General features: G+C 59.1%; 10 protein-coding genes and 1 pseudogene. All 11 read left to right on the top strand.

Annotation, left to right across the window (positions count from 1 at the left end):
• Position 1: 1 nt before the first annotated feature.
• The 11 genes and pseudogenes from ACTG1P_RS07945 to dnaE all read left to right on the top strand — a co-directional run bounded on the left by ACTG1P_RS07945 (position 2) and on the right by dnaE (position 14,299).
• Positions 2–859 carry a phosphatidate cytidylyltransferase gene (locus ACTG1P_RS07945; protein WP_026034918.1) on the top strand — a complete coding sequence of 286 codons (858 nt, stop codon included), beginning with the start codon at positions 2–4 and terminating at the stop codon, positions 857–859.
• Positions 859–2,054 (top strand): annotated as a pseudogene (ispC, locus tag ACTG1P_RS07940) (1-deoxy-D-xylulose-5-phosphate reductoisomerase). The gene ACTG1P_RS07945 and the pseudogene ispC overlap by 1 nt, the downstream one beginning before the upstream one ends.
• Positions 2,054–3,406 carry a sigma E protease regulator RseP gene (gene rseP / locus ACTG1P_RS07935; protein WP_440000955.1) on the top strand — a complete coding sequence of 451 codons (1,353 nt, stop codon included), beginning with the start codon at positions 2,054–2,056 and terminating at the stop codon, positions 3,404–3,406. The pseudogene ispC and the gene rseP overlap by 1 nt, the downstream one beginning before the upstream one ends.
• Before the next feature lie 34 nt (positions 3,407–3,440).
• The gene (bamA, locus tag ACTG1P_RS07930; RefSeq protein WP_440000954.1) at positions 3,441–5,972 is read left to right on the top strand and encodes an outer membrane protein assembly factor BamA; all 2,532 of its coding nucleotides are present in this window, start codon (positions 3,441–3,443) and stop codon (positions 5,970–5,972) included.
• Positions 5,973–6,121: 149 nt separating this feature from the next.
• Entirely contained in the window at positions 6,122–6,634 is a 513-nt protein-coding gene (locus ACTG1P_RS07925; protein ID WP_005338563.1) for an OmpH family outer membrane protein, read from the top strand.
• Positions 6,635–6,637: 3 nt separating this feature from the next.
• Complete coding sequence (lpxD, locus tag ACTG1P_RS07920) at positions 6,638–7,657, top strand: UDP-3-O-(3-hydroxymyristoyl)glucosamine N-acyltransferase (protein ID WP_005338561.1); 1,020 nt, start codon at positions 6,638–6,640, stop codon at positions 7,655–7,657.
• Positions 7,658–7,681: 24 nt separating this feature from the next.
• A complete protein-coding gene (gene fabZ / locus ACTG1P_RS07915) occupies positions 7,682–8,143 on the top strand; it encodes a 3-hydroxyacyl-ACP dehydratase FabZ (RefSeq protein ID WP_005338559.1) in 462 nt (153 codons plus the stop codon).
• A gap of 5 nt (positions 8,144–8,148) precedes the next feature.
• The gene (gene lpxA / locus ACTG1P_RS07910) at positions 8,149–8,940 is read left to right on the top strand and encodes an acyl-ACP--UDP-N-acetylglucosamine O-acyltransferase (RefSeq protein WP_440000953.1); all 792 of its coding nucleotides are present in this window, start codon (positions 8,149–8,151) and stop codon (positions 8,938–8,940) included.
• A complete protein-coding gene (gene lpxB / locus ACTG1P_RS07905; RefSeq protein ID WP_440000952.1) occupies positions 8,933–10,072 on the top strand; it encodes a lipid-A-disaccharide synthase in 1,140 nt (379 codons plus the stop codon). The genes lpxA and lpxB overlap by 8 nt, the downstream gene beginning before the upstream one ends.
• 118 nt (positions 10,073–10,190) lie before the next feature.
• Entirely contained in the window at positions 10,191–10,781 is a 591-nt protein-coding gene (rnhB, locus tag ACTG1P_RS07900) for a ribonuclease HII (RefSeq protein WP_005343795.1), read from the top strand.
• A 38-nt stretch (positions 10,782–10,819) separates the two neighbouring features.
• Positions 10,820–14,299, top strand: a complete 3,480-nt coding sequence (gene dnaE / locus ACTG1P_RS07895; protein ID WP_440000951.1) for a DNA polymerase III subunit alpha — start codon at positions 10,820–10,822, stop codon at positions 14,297–14,299.
• Positions 14,300–14,309: the final 10 nt, after the last annotated feature.

Below are 14,309 nucleotides of genomic sequence, written 5' to 3'. Positions count from 1 at the left end.
TTTGCTAAAACAACGAATTATTACTGCTTTGATGTTGATCCCCCTGGTGTTGGGGGCGCTCTTCTTTCTGCCATTGAAATTTTTTGCCCTGTTGGCTGCGCTGGTGTTTTTGTTGGCCAGTCGCGAATGGAGTGGGTTTGTCTCTGCTGCTCCGCAGCAATGGTTGCCCATTGTATTTTGTCTGTTGCTCGGTGCCAGCCTCTTTTGGCTGCCGGTGGAGCAACTCTGGACGCCCCACCTGCACCCCCTCGTGATGGGCGTGCTCTGGACCGCGGTAAGCTGGTGGCTGCTGGGTCTGTTGCTGGTGCTGCGCTATCCCCAAAGCGCCAAGCTGTGGAAAGAGTCTATCTGGCTCAAGTCGCTGTTTGGTCTGGTGACTCTGGTTCCCTTCTTCTGGTCGCTGGTCGCCATCCGTGGTTACAACTTTTACCATGACCCCATGATGGGCGCCTGGATCCTGTTGTTCGTGATGGGACTGGTCTGGGCGGCAGATTCTGGCGCGTATTTTTTCGGCAAGGCGTTCGGTAAGCACAAGCTTGCCCCCGCCGTCAGTCCGGGCAAAACCATCGAAGGAATGTGTGGCGGCCTCTTTACCGCCAGCCTGCTGGCCATCGGCGTTACCTGGTCGATGGGATTTGTTCCTGCCAAGATGATCACCGTGCTGTTTTGCTCTCTGCTGGCGGTGCTTGCTTCCGTACTCGGCGATCTGACCGAAAGCATGTTCAAGCGCGAAGCAGGCATCAAGGACTCCGGCACCCTGCTGCCGGGTCATGGCGGCATTCTCGACCGGATCGACAGCCTGACCGCCGCCCTGCCGGTGTTTCTGCTCAGTTATCTGCTACTCAGTCAGGAGTTTTGATGCACAAGTCACTGGTTATTCTGGGGGCCTCCGGCTCCATCGGTCAGAGTACCTTGAAAGTGCTGCGCCATAACCCGGGCAGTTGGCAAGTATTGGCGTTGACCGCCGCGCGCAACGTGGATGCCATGTTGCGGGACTGCCTCGAATTCTCCCCCGTTTTGCCGTGATGGTCGATGAGGATGCCGCCCGTGAACTGGCTGCCCGTCTGAAAGCGCACGGCAGTGCGACCCGGGTCATGTCTGGTGCAGCAGCCCTCTGCGAGGTTGCCGCTCACCCCGACACCCATAGCGTGATGGCCGCCATCGTCGGTGCGGCCGGACTGGCCCCGACCATGGCCGCGGTACGTGCCGGCAAGCGAATTTTGCTGGCTAACAAGGAGGCGCTGGTGATGTCCGGTGCTTTCTTCATGGAAGCCGTGCGCGAACATGGCGCCGAGCTGCTGCCCATCGACAGCGAACACAATGCTATCTTCCAGTGTCTGCCGACCGCCGTGCAGCGCCAGCCCGGTTTTTGCGATCTGGCGGCGGCGGGGATCAGCAAGATTTTGCTGACCGGTTCCGGCGGTCCGTTCCGTTACACCGAGATCAGCGATCTGGCGAAGGTGACGCCGGCGCAGGCCATCGCTCATCCCAACTGGTCGATGGGGGCCAAGATTTCGGTCGACTCCGCCACCATGATCAACAAGGGGCTGGAGTACATCGAGGCGCGCTGGCTGTTCAATGCGGCGCCCGAGCAGATCCAGGTGGTGATCCACCCGCAGTCGGTGATCCACTCCATGGTGCAGTACAAGGATGGCTCTGTGCTGGCCCAGCTTGGCAATCCGGATATGTGTACCCCCATCGCCCATGCGCTGGCTTATCCCAATCGCATCCCCTCCAGTGTGGAACCTTTGGATTTCTTCAGTGTCGGAGAGTTCAGCTTTATCCGGCCTGATTACGATCGCTACCCCTGTCTGGCGTTGGCCATCAATGCCTGCCAGAAGGGACAAGCGGCGACCACTGCGCTCAATGCGGCCAACGAGGAGGCGGTTGCCGCCTTCCTGGCCGGGCGCATCGGCTTTATGGATATTGCCCGGATCAACGAGGCAGTGATGCTGGCGCTGGAGAGCAGCGCAGTCGGCTCACTCGATGATCTGTTTGCCCTGGACGGTGCGGCAAGAGCCCGTGCTCACACTTTGATTGAGGAGCTTGGCTGATGGGCGGTGTGTTGTGGAATATCGGTGCCTTTGTTGTTGCGCTGGGCCTGCTGGTCGCAGTGCACGAGTTTGGTCACTTCTGGGTGGCCCGTCGTTGTGGCGTCAAGGTTGAGCGCTTCTCCATCGGTTTTGGCAAGGCGATCTGGCGCCGGATGGGTAAAGATGGCACCGAATATGTGCTGGCGCTGATCCCCCTCGGTGGCTACGTCAAGATGCTCGATGGCCGGGTCGATGAACTCAAGCCCGGTGACGAGCAGTATGCCTTCAACCACAAGAGTGTCTGGGCGCGGATGGCGATTGTTGCCGCAGGTCCTATGGCCAACTTCGTCTTTGCCCTGTTTGCACTCTGGCTGATGTTTATCATCGGGGTGCCGAGCGTCAAGCCGGTGATCGGTGAAGTGCGTCCGGCATCCATCGTAGCCGAGGCGGGTGTGGTGCCGGGGATGGAGATTGTCGGGGTCGGCGATGAGCAGACCGGTGACTGGGAGAGCGTCACTTACGCCCTTATCAGTCATCTGGGTGATGATGCTGTGACTCTCAAGGTGCAGGCACCCAATACCAGCTATGCCACCGATAAAACCTTGTCGCTGACCGGCTGGACTTTCGATCCGGATAAAGAGTCGCCCATCGGCAGCTTGGGAATTGTCCCCTTGAGTGGCAAAGTGCTGCCAGTCGTGGCTGCAGTGGTGGCCAAGAGTGCCAGTGAAAAGGCGGGGCTGCAGGTCGGTGACCGTATCAAACAGGTCGGCGATCAGCCTATTACCGCGTGGGCCCAGTTTGTCGAGCTGGTGCAGCAGGCACCGGGCGAACCCCTGCAAGTGGTGGTTGAGCGCAACAATAGTGATCTCAACCTGACCCTGACCCCGGATAGCCGCAAGGTGCAGGGCAAGCTGTTAGGATTCGTCGGTCTCTCGCCGCAACTGGTTCCATTACCGGATGAATATCGAATTCTGTTACAGTATGGGCCTTTGCAGGCGCTGTGGCATGGCGCGGACAAGACCTGGAGCCTGATCACGCTCACCTTTGACATGATTGGCAAGTTGATCGGTGGCATCGTGTCGCTGGACAACCTGAGCGGCCCCATCTCCATTGCCAAGGGCGCCGGCAGCAGTGCCGACTATGGTCTGGTCTATTTCTTGAGTTTTCTGGCGCTTATCAGCGTCAACCTGGGGATTATCAATCTGTTCCCCCTGCCGGTGCTCGATGGTGGCCATCTGGTCTATTTCCTGATCGAAGCGGTCACCGGCAAGCCGGTATCAGAGAAAATACAGGAAGTGGGTTTCAGGATCGGCGCCGCCATTCTGATGTTATTGATGGGCATTGCGCTGTTTAACGATTTCGCTCGCCTCTGAGGCCAGAGCATCAACAAGGACACATAAGAACAAAATGGCTGTTAAAAAAGCATTGGTGTTGAGTTGCCTGCTGGGTGCCAGTTTCCTGGCCCAGGCGGCCCCTGCCTCTTTTGTGGTGCAAGATATCCAGGTCGAAGGTCTGCAACGGGTGACCCTGGGTGCCGCACTGTTGAACCTGCCGATCCGGGTCGGTGATACCGTCGATTCCGTGGCTCTGGCCAGCGCCATCAAAAAGCTCTATGCCTCGGGTAACTTCGAGGATGTGAAGGTTTATCGTGACGGCCAGGTGCTGCAGGTGATGGTCAAGGAGCGTCCGACCATCTCCAGCATCGAGTTTGCCGGCAACAAGGATATCAAAGAGGAGCAACTGACCCAGAGTCTGGAGTCCTCCGGTATCCGTGTGGGTGATCCGCTGGATCGCACCGTGCTCACTTCCCTCGAGAAGGGACTGGAAGATTTCTACTATGGCGTGGGTAAATACTCCGCCAAGGTCAAGGCCATCGTCACCCCGTTGCCGCGCAACCGGGTCGACCTCAAGTTCACCTTCGTGGAAGGTGAAGCGGCCAAGATCCAGCAGATCAACATCGTCGGCAACAGCGTCTTCCCTGAAGAGAAGCTGATTGCCCAGCTCTCCCTGCGTGACGAAGTGCCCTGGTGGAACTTCACCGCCGATCAGCGCTATCAGAAGCAGAAACTGGCCGGTGATATCGAGACCCTGCGCTCCTACTACATGGACCGCGGCTATATCCGCTTCCAGCAAGAGTCTACCCAGGTCTCCATGACCCCCGACAAGAAGGGCGTCTACGTCACCCTCAACATCAAGGAAGGGGATCAGTACAAGGTCTCAGGTGTCCAGCTCAAGGGTGACCTGATCGATCGCGGTGGTGAGATGAAGGGATTGATCCCGATCGCTGCCGGCAGCACTTACTCTGCCAGTCAGGTGACTCATACCGAAGAGGTGCTCTCCAAGTTCCTCGGCCGTTATGGCTACGCCTATCCCAAAGTGGTCACCTTCCCGCAGATCAATGACAAAACCAAGGAAGTGGAGCTGATCGTCAACGTTGAGCCGGGCCCCCGTGTCTATGTGCGCAATATCAACTTCAGCGGTAACGCCACCACCGAAGATCAGGTACTGCGTCGCGAGATGCGCCAGATGGAGGGCACCTGGCTCTCCTCCGACAACATCGAGCAGTCCAAGAGCCGTCTCAACCGCCTTGGCTACTTCGAGAGCGTCGAAGTGGACACCAAGCGGGTGCCGGGCAACGATGATCTGGTTGACCTCGACTTCAAGGTCAAGGAGCAGCCAGCAGGCTCCATCAACGCAGGTATCGGTTACGGTACCGAATCGGGTCTGAGCCTGCAGGCGGGGATCTCCCAGGACAACTTTATGGGTACCGGTAAGAAGGTCTCCATCAACGCCAGCACCAACGACTACTCCAAGAACGTTGACCTGAGCTACAACGACCCCTACTTCACCGTGGATGGTGTCAGCCTGGGTGGTCGGGTCTACTACAACCAGTTCCGTGCCGATGATGCCGATATTGTCGATTACGAGAACGAAACCATCGGTTTCCGTCTCTCCAGCGGCTTCCCGGTCAACGAGTTCAACCGTCTCGACTTCAGTACCGGTATCGAGAGCACCAAGCTGAGCCGTCCGTCATTCAATGCCCAGAACTATCAGGAGTGTCTGAAGGACAATCCGGATACTGATGGCAATACCTACTGCTGGGATCAGTGGAATGATAACCGCCAGTCGGTACAGATGGATCAGTTCTGGAATGCTTACTCACAGGATGGTTCCAACCTCGATTTCGTGACCGTTGATGTCACCGCTGGCTGGACCCGCTCTACCCTGAACAAGGGGATGTTCCCGACCGCCGGTGATCGTCAACGTATCAATGCCAAGGTGACCGTGCCGGGCATGGAGCTGCAGTACTACAAGCTCTCTGCCGAAGATGCCCACTACTTCCCGCTCGATGCGGATCATAGCTGGGTAATGATCGGCAAGGGTCGTGTCTCCTACGGTAACGGCTATGGCGACGACTCCATGCTGCCGTTCTTCGAGAACTACTATGCCGGTGGTTTCGATACGGTACGCGGCTTCAAGAGCAATACCATTGGTCCCAAGGCGATCTACAAGACCTACAACAAACCTGGTACTGGCAGTTGTACGGGTTCTCAGCCGTGTGAAACTGGCTACTACGAAGGTTCCGATACCTCGGTGGGCGGTAACGCTCTGGCCGTCGCTTCACTGGAGCTGGTCTTCCCGACCCCGTTCGTTTCCGAGACCTATCGTCCGCAGATCCGTTCCACCGTCTTTATGGACGCAGGTACCGTCTGGAGCACTGACTTTGCCAACGGAGCATATCCTTGCGCCGCCGGTTCTGATTGCAACTATCTGAGCCAGGACTACTCCAACCCGGGCAATATCCGAGTCTCTGCCGGTGTCTCCCTGCAGTGGCTCTCGCCGATGGGCCCGCTGGTGTTCGCCCTGGCCAAGCCGATCAAAAAATATGAAGGGGATCGCACCGAAGTCTTCTCCTTCAACATCGGTCGTACTTTCTAAGCAGAGTTTCGCCCCCACCCATGCGGTGGGGGTCTTCAATGATGGGACGCGCAGTATGCGTGCCTCACCAGGTAACAAGACGGTCCTAACGCCGCTTGCATAATCGGGTAAATCAGGTAGCCCTCGCCATGAGGGAACAAGGAGTAAGTGTGAATAAAGCGTTGAAAGTAGCTGGTTTGAGCTTTGCACTGATGGCTGCCGGCATGGGTTCTGCCTTCGCTGAGACCAAGATCGCCGTGGTCGACATGGGCGAAGTCTTCCAAAAGCTGCCCCAGCGTGAAGCCGTTGCAGCCAAGCTGAAAGGTGAATTCGAGCCGCGTATGCGTGAGCTGCAGAAGCTGGAACAGGAAGGCCAGAAGCTGGTCGAGAAGTTCCGTAAGGATGAAGCCTTCATGAGCGCCGAGCAGAAGAAGCAGAACCAGGAGAAGCTGGCCAAGCTGCAGATGGAGTTCAACCAGAAGCGTCAAGCCTTTGAGCAGGACAACGGCCGCCGTCAGTCCGAAGAGCGCAACAAGATCCTGACCAAGGTGCAGGCTGCCATCGATTCCATCGCCAAGAGCAATGGTTACGATCTGGTGCTGGAGCGCAATGCCGCCCCGTATGCCGCCAGCAAGCTGGACATCTCCGGCCAGGTTATTTCTCAGGTAAGCAAGAGCAACTAATTGATGGCATTCACTCTCGCACAGCTGGCCCAGCAACTGGGGGCCCAGGTCCATGGCGACGGAACCCTGGAAATCCGCAAGGTAGCGACACTGGAAAAGGCCGGGGAGGGGGATATCACCTTCCTGTCCAACAAAAAGTACCGGCACTATCTGGAGCAGAGCAAGGCGACCGCCGTGCTCATTACCGAAGCGGATCTGCCATTTTGTCCCACCAATGCCCTGGTGCTCAAAGACCCCTATGTGGGCTTTGCCCGGGTAGCCCAACTGCTGGACACCACCCCGCAGCCGGCCACGGATATCCATCCGAGTGCCGTTATCGCGGCCGACGTCCAGCTGGGCGAGAGAGTGGCTATCGGTGCCAATGCAGTGATCGAATCCGGCGTTGTGCTGGGTGACGATGTCCGCATTGGCCCGGGTTGTTTCGTTGGCAAGAATACCCGGCTGGGAGCTCGCTCCCGGCTGTGGGCCAACGTCACCCTCTATCACAATGTGACCATGGGCACCGACTGTCTGGTTCAATCCGGCACAGTGATCGGGGCCGATGGTTTCGGTTATGCCAACGAGCGTGGCGAGTGGATCAAGATCCCCCAGCTCGGCGGTGTGACCATTGGCAACCGGGTCGAGATCGGTGCCTGTACCACCATTGACCGCGGTGCGCTGGAAGATACCCGCATCGCTGACAACGTCATCATCGACAACCAGTGCCAGATCGCCCACAACGTGGAGATCGGTTACGGCACCGCCGTGGCGGGCTCTACCGTGATGGCTGGTAGTCTCAAGGTCGGCAAATACTGTATCATTGGCGGCGCTTCCGTCTTTAACGGGCATATGGAGATCTGCGACCAGGCCACCGTTACCGGTATGGCCATGGTGATGCGACCCATTACCGAGCCCGGTGTCTACTCTTCCGGCATCCCTCTGCAAACCAATAAAGAGTGGCGCAAGACCGCCGCCCGGGTGATGCGTATCGAAGAGATGCACAAGCGGTTAAGCAAGCTTGAGAAGAAGCTGGATCAAGAATAATCACGATTGGTATAGGGTACTGTTTTGACTACTGAAAAGAAGAGCCTGGGTATCCAGGAAATCATGGATCTGCTGCCCCACCGTTATCCGTTTCTGATGGTGGATCGTGTAGACGACTACGAGATCAGCGATGAGCGCAAAACTCTGCGCGCCATCAAGAACGTCTCGTTCAACGAGCCGATCTTCCAGGGGCACTTCCCGGCCAAGCCGGTGTTCCCGGGCGTACTGATCCTGGAAGCGATGGCACAGGCCACCGGTATCCTGGCCTTTACCATGGTGGGCAAGCCGTCTCCAAACGAACTCTACTATTTTGCCTCAATCGACAACGCTCGCTTCAAGCGCCCGGTCGGCCCCGGTGATCAACTGGTGCTCGACGTGGAGTTCCTGAAAGAGCGTCGCGGTATTGCCAAGTTCACCGGTGTCGCTACCGTCGACGGTGAAGTGGTCTGTACCGCCGAGCTGATGTGCGCCAAACGCGAGGTTTAACACACGTGATCGATCAGACTGCCACCATTCACGATACTGCTATCGTCCATGAGTCTGCCGTGATCGGTAAAGGGGTTGAAATCGGCCCCTTTTCTGTCATCGGCGCCGAGGTAGAAATCGGCGACAACACCTGGGTGGGCTCCCATGTGGTGATCAAGGGCCCGACCAAGATTGGTCGCGGCAACAAGATCTTCCAGCACACCTCCATTGGTGAGGATTGCCAGGACAAGAAGTACGCCGGTGAGCGCACCTTCCTCGAGATTGGCGACAACAACGTCATTCGCGAGAACTGCACCTTCCACCGCGGCACCATTCAGGATCAATCTCTGACCAGGGTGGGCAGCGGCAACCTGTTTATGGTCAACGTTCACGTTGCCCACGACTGCATCATCGGTGACAACTGCATCTTCGCCAACAACGCCACCCTGGCGGGCCACGTGGTGATCGGTGACTTCGTGATCTTCGGTGGTCTCTCCGCCATTCACCAGTTTGGCCGCGTTGGCTCCCACGCCTTCGTCGGTGGCTGCGCCGCCCTGAACAAGGATGTGCCGCCCTACGTGATGGCCGCCGGCAACTACGCCAAGCCGTTCGGGGTCAACTCCGAAGGTCTGCGTCGCCGCGGTTTCAGCGCTGAGGCGATCTCCGCCGTCAAGCGTGCCTACAAAGAGATCTTCCGCTCTGGCAAGACCATCGAAGAGGTGCTGCCGGTGCTGATCGAGATGGCGCAAGCCGAGCCGGCAGTCCAGCTCTATGTGGACTTCCTCAAAGACAACGAGCGCGGGATCATCCGTGCCTGATCCGGTTCGCATCGGTATCGTCGCCGGAGAAGTCTCCGGCGACATTCTGGCTGCCGGTCTGGTGCGCGAGCTGCAAGAGCGCTACCCGGACGCGCAGTTTGAAGGGATCGCCGGGCCGCGGATGCAGGCTCTGGGCGTCAAGGCGCTGTTCGAGATGGAAGAGCTCTCCGTCATGGGGATCACCGAGGTGCTGGGCCGTCTGCCGCGTATCCTCAAGGTTCGTCGCGAACTGCTGCGCCACTTTATCGCCAATCCGCCCGATATCTTCATCGGGGTGGATGCACCGGATTTCAATATCGGGGTGGAGCTGAAACTGCGCCGCGCCGGTATCAAGACGGTTCACTATGTCAGCCCCTCGGTGTGGGCCTGGCGCCAGAACCGGATTCACAAGATCAAGGCCGCCACCGATATGGTGCTCGCCTTCCTGCCGTTCGAGAAAGCTTTCTACGACCGTTTCGAGGCCCCTTGCCGTTTTGTCGGCCACACCATGGCGGATGACATTCCGCTGGTGCCGGATCAGGCTGCCGTGCGTCGCAATCTCGGTATCGATGCCAACCGCCGCTGGCTGGCGGTACTGCCGGGCAGCCGCACGGCGGAAGTGGGCTTTATGTCCCCCCTGTTTCTCGAGGCGTGCAAACACCTGACGGTGCGCTATCCGGATCTCGGTTTTATCGTGCCGCTGGTCAACCAGAAACGGCGCGAGCAGTTTATGGCCATCAAGGCCGAAGTGGCGCCGGATCTCGAGATGGTGCTGCTGGAAGGGCAGGGGCGCGAGGCGATGATCGCCGCTGACGTGGTGATGCTGGCCTCCGGTACTGCGGCGCTCGAAGCCATGCTGGTCAAAAAGCCGATGGTGGTGGGCTACAAGCTCAAGCCCTTCAGCTACTGGCTGGCACAGCGACTGGTGAAGACCGAATTTGTCTCCCTGCCCAACCTGCTGGCCGGTCGCATGCTGGTGCCGGAACTCATCCAGCACGAGTGCACCCCGGAGAATCTGGTGGAAGAGGTGAGCAAGTACTTCGAGCACGACAACAGCGCGCTGGTCAACACCTTCACCGAGCTGCACCAGCTGATCCGCTGCAATGCCGACTCGCAGGCCGCCGACGCGGTGGTGGATCTGCTCGGCAGATAACGCTATTTCGGACCGTCGATTGCGCCGTGCCATCCGTTAATCTGTTTTCGAGTGGTAATGCCGCGCCAGTCGCCCCCTGTCAGGCCCCACGGGGCCTGTTTTGATTCAAGGCTACAAGATGATGATCGATATTCCTGACGACAAGCTGGTTGCCGGTGTGGACGAAGTGGGCCGTGGCCCGCTGGTGGGTGACGTGGTCACCGCTGCGGTCATTCTCGATCCCGCCAATCCCATTGTCGGGCTGGCAGACTCCAAGAAGCTCTCCGAGAAGAAGCGCCTCGCGCTGTTTGACGAGATCAAAGAGAAAGCGCTCGCCTGGGCCATTGGTCGCGCCACTCCGGAGGAGATCGACGAGCTCAACATCCTGCATGCCACCATGCTGGCGATGCAGCGCGCCGTGGCGGGGTTGAAGGTCACCCCCGAGCTGGTCTTTATCGATGGCAACCGTTGCCCTGCATTGCCGATGGAAGCGCGTGCCGTGGTCAAGGGCGATAGCCTGGTGGCCGCCATCAGCGCCGCTTCTATCCTCGCCAAGGTGACCCGCGATGCGGAGATGACCGAGCTGGACAGCCGTCATCCCGAGTATGGCTTTGCCCGTCACAAGGGCTATCCGACTGCGGAGCACCTCGCCATTCTGGCCGAACGGGGCCCGTTGCCCGAATATCGCAAGAGCTTCAAACCGGTGCGCCGCGCACTGGGGATCGAGTAGACCATGCCATTTAGTTTGAGCAGCGAGAGGAGATGACGATGGCTGACCCCCGTTTTGTCCACCTGCGAGTCCACTCCGACTTCTCCATGGTCGATGGCCTGCAGAAGATCAACCCCATCGTCGGGGCGGCGGCGGCCAACAACATGCCGGCGCTGGCGCTGACCGATCAGATGAACATGTGCGGTCTGGTGCGCTTCTATGGCGCGGCCCACGGCAAGGGGATCAAACCCATCGTCGGTGCCGACTTCTGGGTGCAGAGCGATGAGCTCGGCGACGAGCAGTTCCGCCTCACCCTGCTGGCCATGGACAACGACGGCTACCAGAACATCACCCTGCTTATTTCCCGCGGTTACCAGCGCGGCCACGTGCAGGGGCGTCCGGTCATCGACAAGGGCTGGCTTGCCGAGCATGCCAAGGGGGTGATCGTCCTTTCCGGCGGCCGCGAGGGGGATGTGGGCAAGTTCCTGCTCAAGGGCAACCGCCAGATGACCGAGCAGTGTCTCGCCTTCTACCAGACCCATTTCCCCGATGCTTACTACCTCGAACTGCTGCGCACCGGTCGACCCGACGAAGAGGTCTATCTGCACATGGCGGTGGCGATTGCCACCGAGTTTGCGCTGCCGGTAGTCGCCACCAACGAGGTGGTGTTCCTCAACGCCGATGACTTCGACGCCCACGAGATCCGGGTCGCCATCCACGATGGCTATACCCTGATGGACAAGCGCCGTCCCCGTCGCTACAGCCCCCAGCAGTACCTGCGCAGTCAGGAGGAGATGGCGGAACTGTTTGCCGACATTCCCGAGGCGCTGGAGAACACGGTGGAGATCGCCAAGCGCTGCAACGTGACGGTGCGTCTCGGCGAATATTTCCTGCCCAACTTCCCGACCGGCGACATGACTACCGAAGATTTTCTGGTGGCCAAGTCGAAAGAGGGTCTGGAGGAGCGTCTCGAGTTTCTGTTCCCGGATCCGGCGGTGCGGGCCGAGCGTCGTCCCGAGTATGACGAGCGTCTCGACATCGAGCTGAAAGTGATCAACCAGATGGGCTTCCCGGGTTACTTCCTCATCGTGATGGAGTTTATCCAGTGGTCCAAGGACAACGGCATCCCCGTTGGCCCGGGCCGTGGCTCGGGTGCAGGTTCTCTGGTGGCCTACGCCCTCAAGATCACCGACCTCGATCCGCTGGAATTTGACCTGCTGTTCGAACGTTTCCTCAACCCCGAGCGGGTATCCATGCCCGACTTCGACGTCGACTTCTGCATGGACCGACGCGACGAGGTGATTGAGCACGTCTCCGACATGTATGGCCGGGATGCGGTGTCGCAGATCATCACCTTCGGCAGCATGGCGGCCAAGGCGGTGGTGCGGGATGTGGGCCGGGTGCTGGGCCACGCCTACGGCTTTGTCGATCGCATCTCCAAGCTGATCCCGCCGGATCCGGGCATGACGCTTGCCAAGGCATTCGAGGCCGAGCCCAAGCTGCCCGAGCTCTACGAGCAGGATGAGGAGGTCAAAGACCTCATCGACATGGCCCGCCGCCTGGAAGGGGTGGTGCGCAACGCCGGTAAACATGCCGGTGGCGTGGTGATCGCGCCCACCAAGATCACCGATTTTGCGCCGCTCTACTGCGATGATGAGGGCCACCACCCGGTCACCCAGTTCGACAAGAACGACGTGGAATACGCCGGTCTGGTGAAGTTCGACTTCCTCGGTCTGCGGACCCTGACCATCATCGACTGGGCGCTCGGCATGATAAACCCGCGTCTTGCCAAAGAGGGCAAGCCGCCGGTCGATATCGCCGCCATCCCCATCGATGACAAGAAGTCGTTCGACCTGCTGCAGCGCTACGAGACCACAGCGGTATTCCAGCTTGAATCCCGCGGCATGAAGGATCTCATCAAGCGGCTGCGCCCCGACTGCTTCGAAGACATGATCGCACTGGTGGCTCTGTTCCGTCCGGGCCCGCTCCAGTCAGGCATGGTGGATAACTTCATCGACCGTAAACACGGTAATGAAGCCATCTCCTATCCGGACGAAAAGTGGCAGCACGAGAGCCTCAAGCCCATCCTCGAACCCACCTACGGCATCATCCTCTATCAGGAGCAGGTGATGCAGATTGCCCAGACCCTGGCGGGCTACACGCTCGGTGGCGCGGACATGTTGCGCCGGGCCATGGGTAAGAAAAAACCCGAGGAGATGGCCAAGCAGCGGGCCGGTTTCGAGGAGGGCGCCGTCAAGAATGGCGTCGACGGCGAGCTGGCGATGAAGATCTTCGATCTGGTGGAAAAGTTTGCGGGCTACGGCTTCAACAAATCCCACTCCGCGGCCTACGCGCTGGTCTCCTACCAGACTCTCTGGCTCAAGACCCACTTTCCGGCTGAGTTCATGGCGGCGGTGATGACCGCCGATATGGACAATACCGACAAGATCGTGACCCTGGTGGATGAGTGCCAGCGGATGGGGCTCACCGTGATCCCGCCGGATGTGAACACTGGCCGCTATCGCTTCAACGTCAACGAAGATGGCCATATCGTCTACGGCATCGGTGCGGTGAAGGGGGTGGGGGAAGGCCCCATCGACGCAATTCTGGAGGCGCGGGATCGGGATGGCCCGTTCCGCGATTTGTTCGACTTCTGCAACCGGGTCGACATCAAGAAGCTCAACAAGCGGGTGATGGAGAAGCTTATTCTCTCCGGCGCCATGGATCGGCTCGGCCCCCACCGTGCCGCCCTGATGGCGACCCTGGAGGAGGCGATGCGCGCCGCCGAGCAGCACGCCAAGGCGCAGGCGGTGGGGCAGGTCGACATGTTCGGTGTGCTTACTGAGGAGATCGACGACGTCAAGAAGGCGTTCGCCAACGTGCCGCACTGGCCTGACAAGGTGTGGCTGGAAGGGGAGCGCGAGACCCTCGGGCTCTATCTCACCGGTCACCCCATCAACCAGTACAGCAGCGAATTGCGCCGTTACACCTCGGGCCGCCTGTGCGATCTGCATCCTACTTCCCGCGATACCGTGACCACGGCGGCGGGGCTGGTGATTGCCGCCCGCAGCATGGTGACCAAGCGTGGCAACAAGATGGGGATCTTCACCCTGGACGACCGCTCCGGCCGTCTCGATGTGACCCTGTTCAGTGAAGCGCTGGAAAAATATGAAGAATTGATGCAAAAAGACCGCATTTTGGTGGTTTCTGGACAGGTCAGCTTTGATGACTTCTCCGGTGGCCTTAAAATGTCGGCCCGTGAATTACTGGATATCAACGATGCGAGGGAGCGTTTTGCCAGAGCAATCCGCATCTCCCTCGATGAACAGCGTATCGATGATCGCTTTTTTCCGCGTTTGTGCGAGATTTTGGAGCCCGCTCGTGCCGGAGTCTGTCCGGTTCAGGTAAACTACTGTCGCCCCGGTTCCCGGGTGCGATTGACGCTTGGTACCGAGTGGCGGGTGACGCCCACCGATCAACTGTTAGATGACTTGCGCGTCCTGCTTGGGCGAGAGCGGGTCGAGTTGGTTTTTGATTAGAGGTTTTAAG

Source organism: Aeromonas sp. 11P, from assembly GCF_051920165.1.
Taxonomy (GTDB): domain Bacteria; phylum Pseudomonadota; class Gammaproteobacteria; order Enterobacterales; family Aeromonadaceae; genus Aeromonas; species Aeromonas veronii.
The sequence above is the reverse complement of the archived record's forward strand: the minus strand, read 5'-3'. Positions and strand labels throughout refer to the sequence as shown.

Coding starts and splice junctions, on each gene's coding strand:
- rseP (WP_440000955.1), top strand. CDS start 2,054: ATGGGCGGTGTGTTGTGGAATATCGGTGCCTTTGTTGTTGCGCTGGGC.
- bamA (WP_440000954.1), top strand. CDS start 3,441: ATGGCTGTTAAAAAAGCATTGGTGTTGAGTTGCCTGCTGGGTGCCAGT.
- lpxD (WP_005338561.1), top strand. CDS start 6,638: ATGGCATTCACTCTCGCACAGCTGGCCCAGCAACTGGGGGCCCAGGTC.
- rnhB (WP_005343795.1), top strand. CDS start 10,191: ATGATGATCGATATTCCTGACGACAAGCTGGTTGCCGGTGTGGACGAA.
- dnaE (WP_440000951.1), top strand. CDS start 10,820: ATGGCTGACCCCCGTTTTGTCCACCTGCGAGTCCACTCCGACTTCTCC.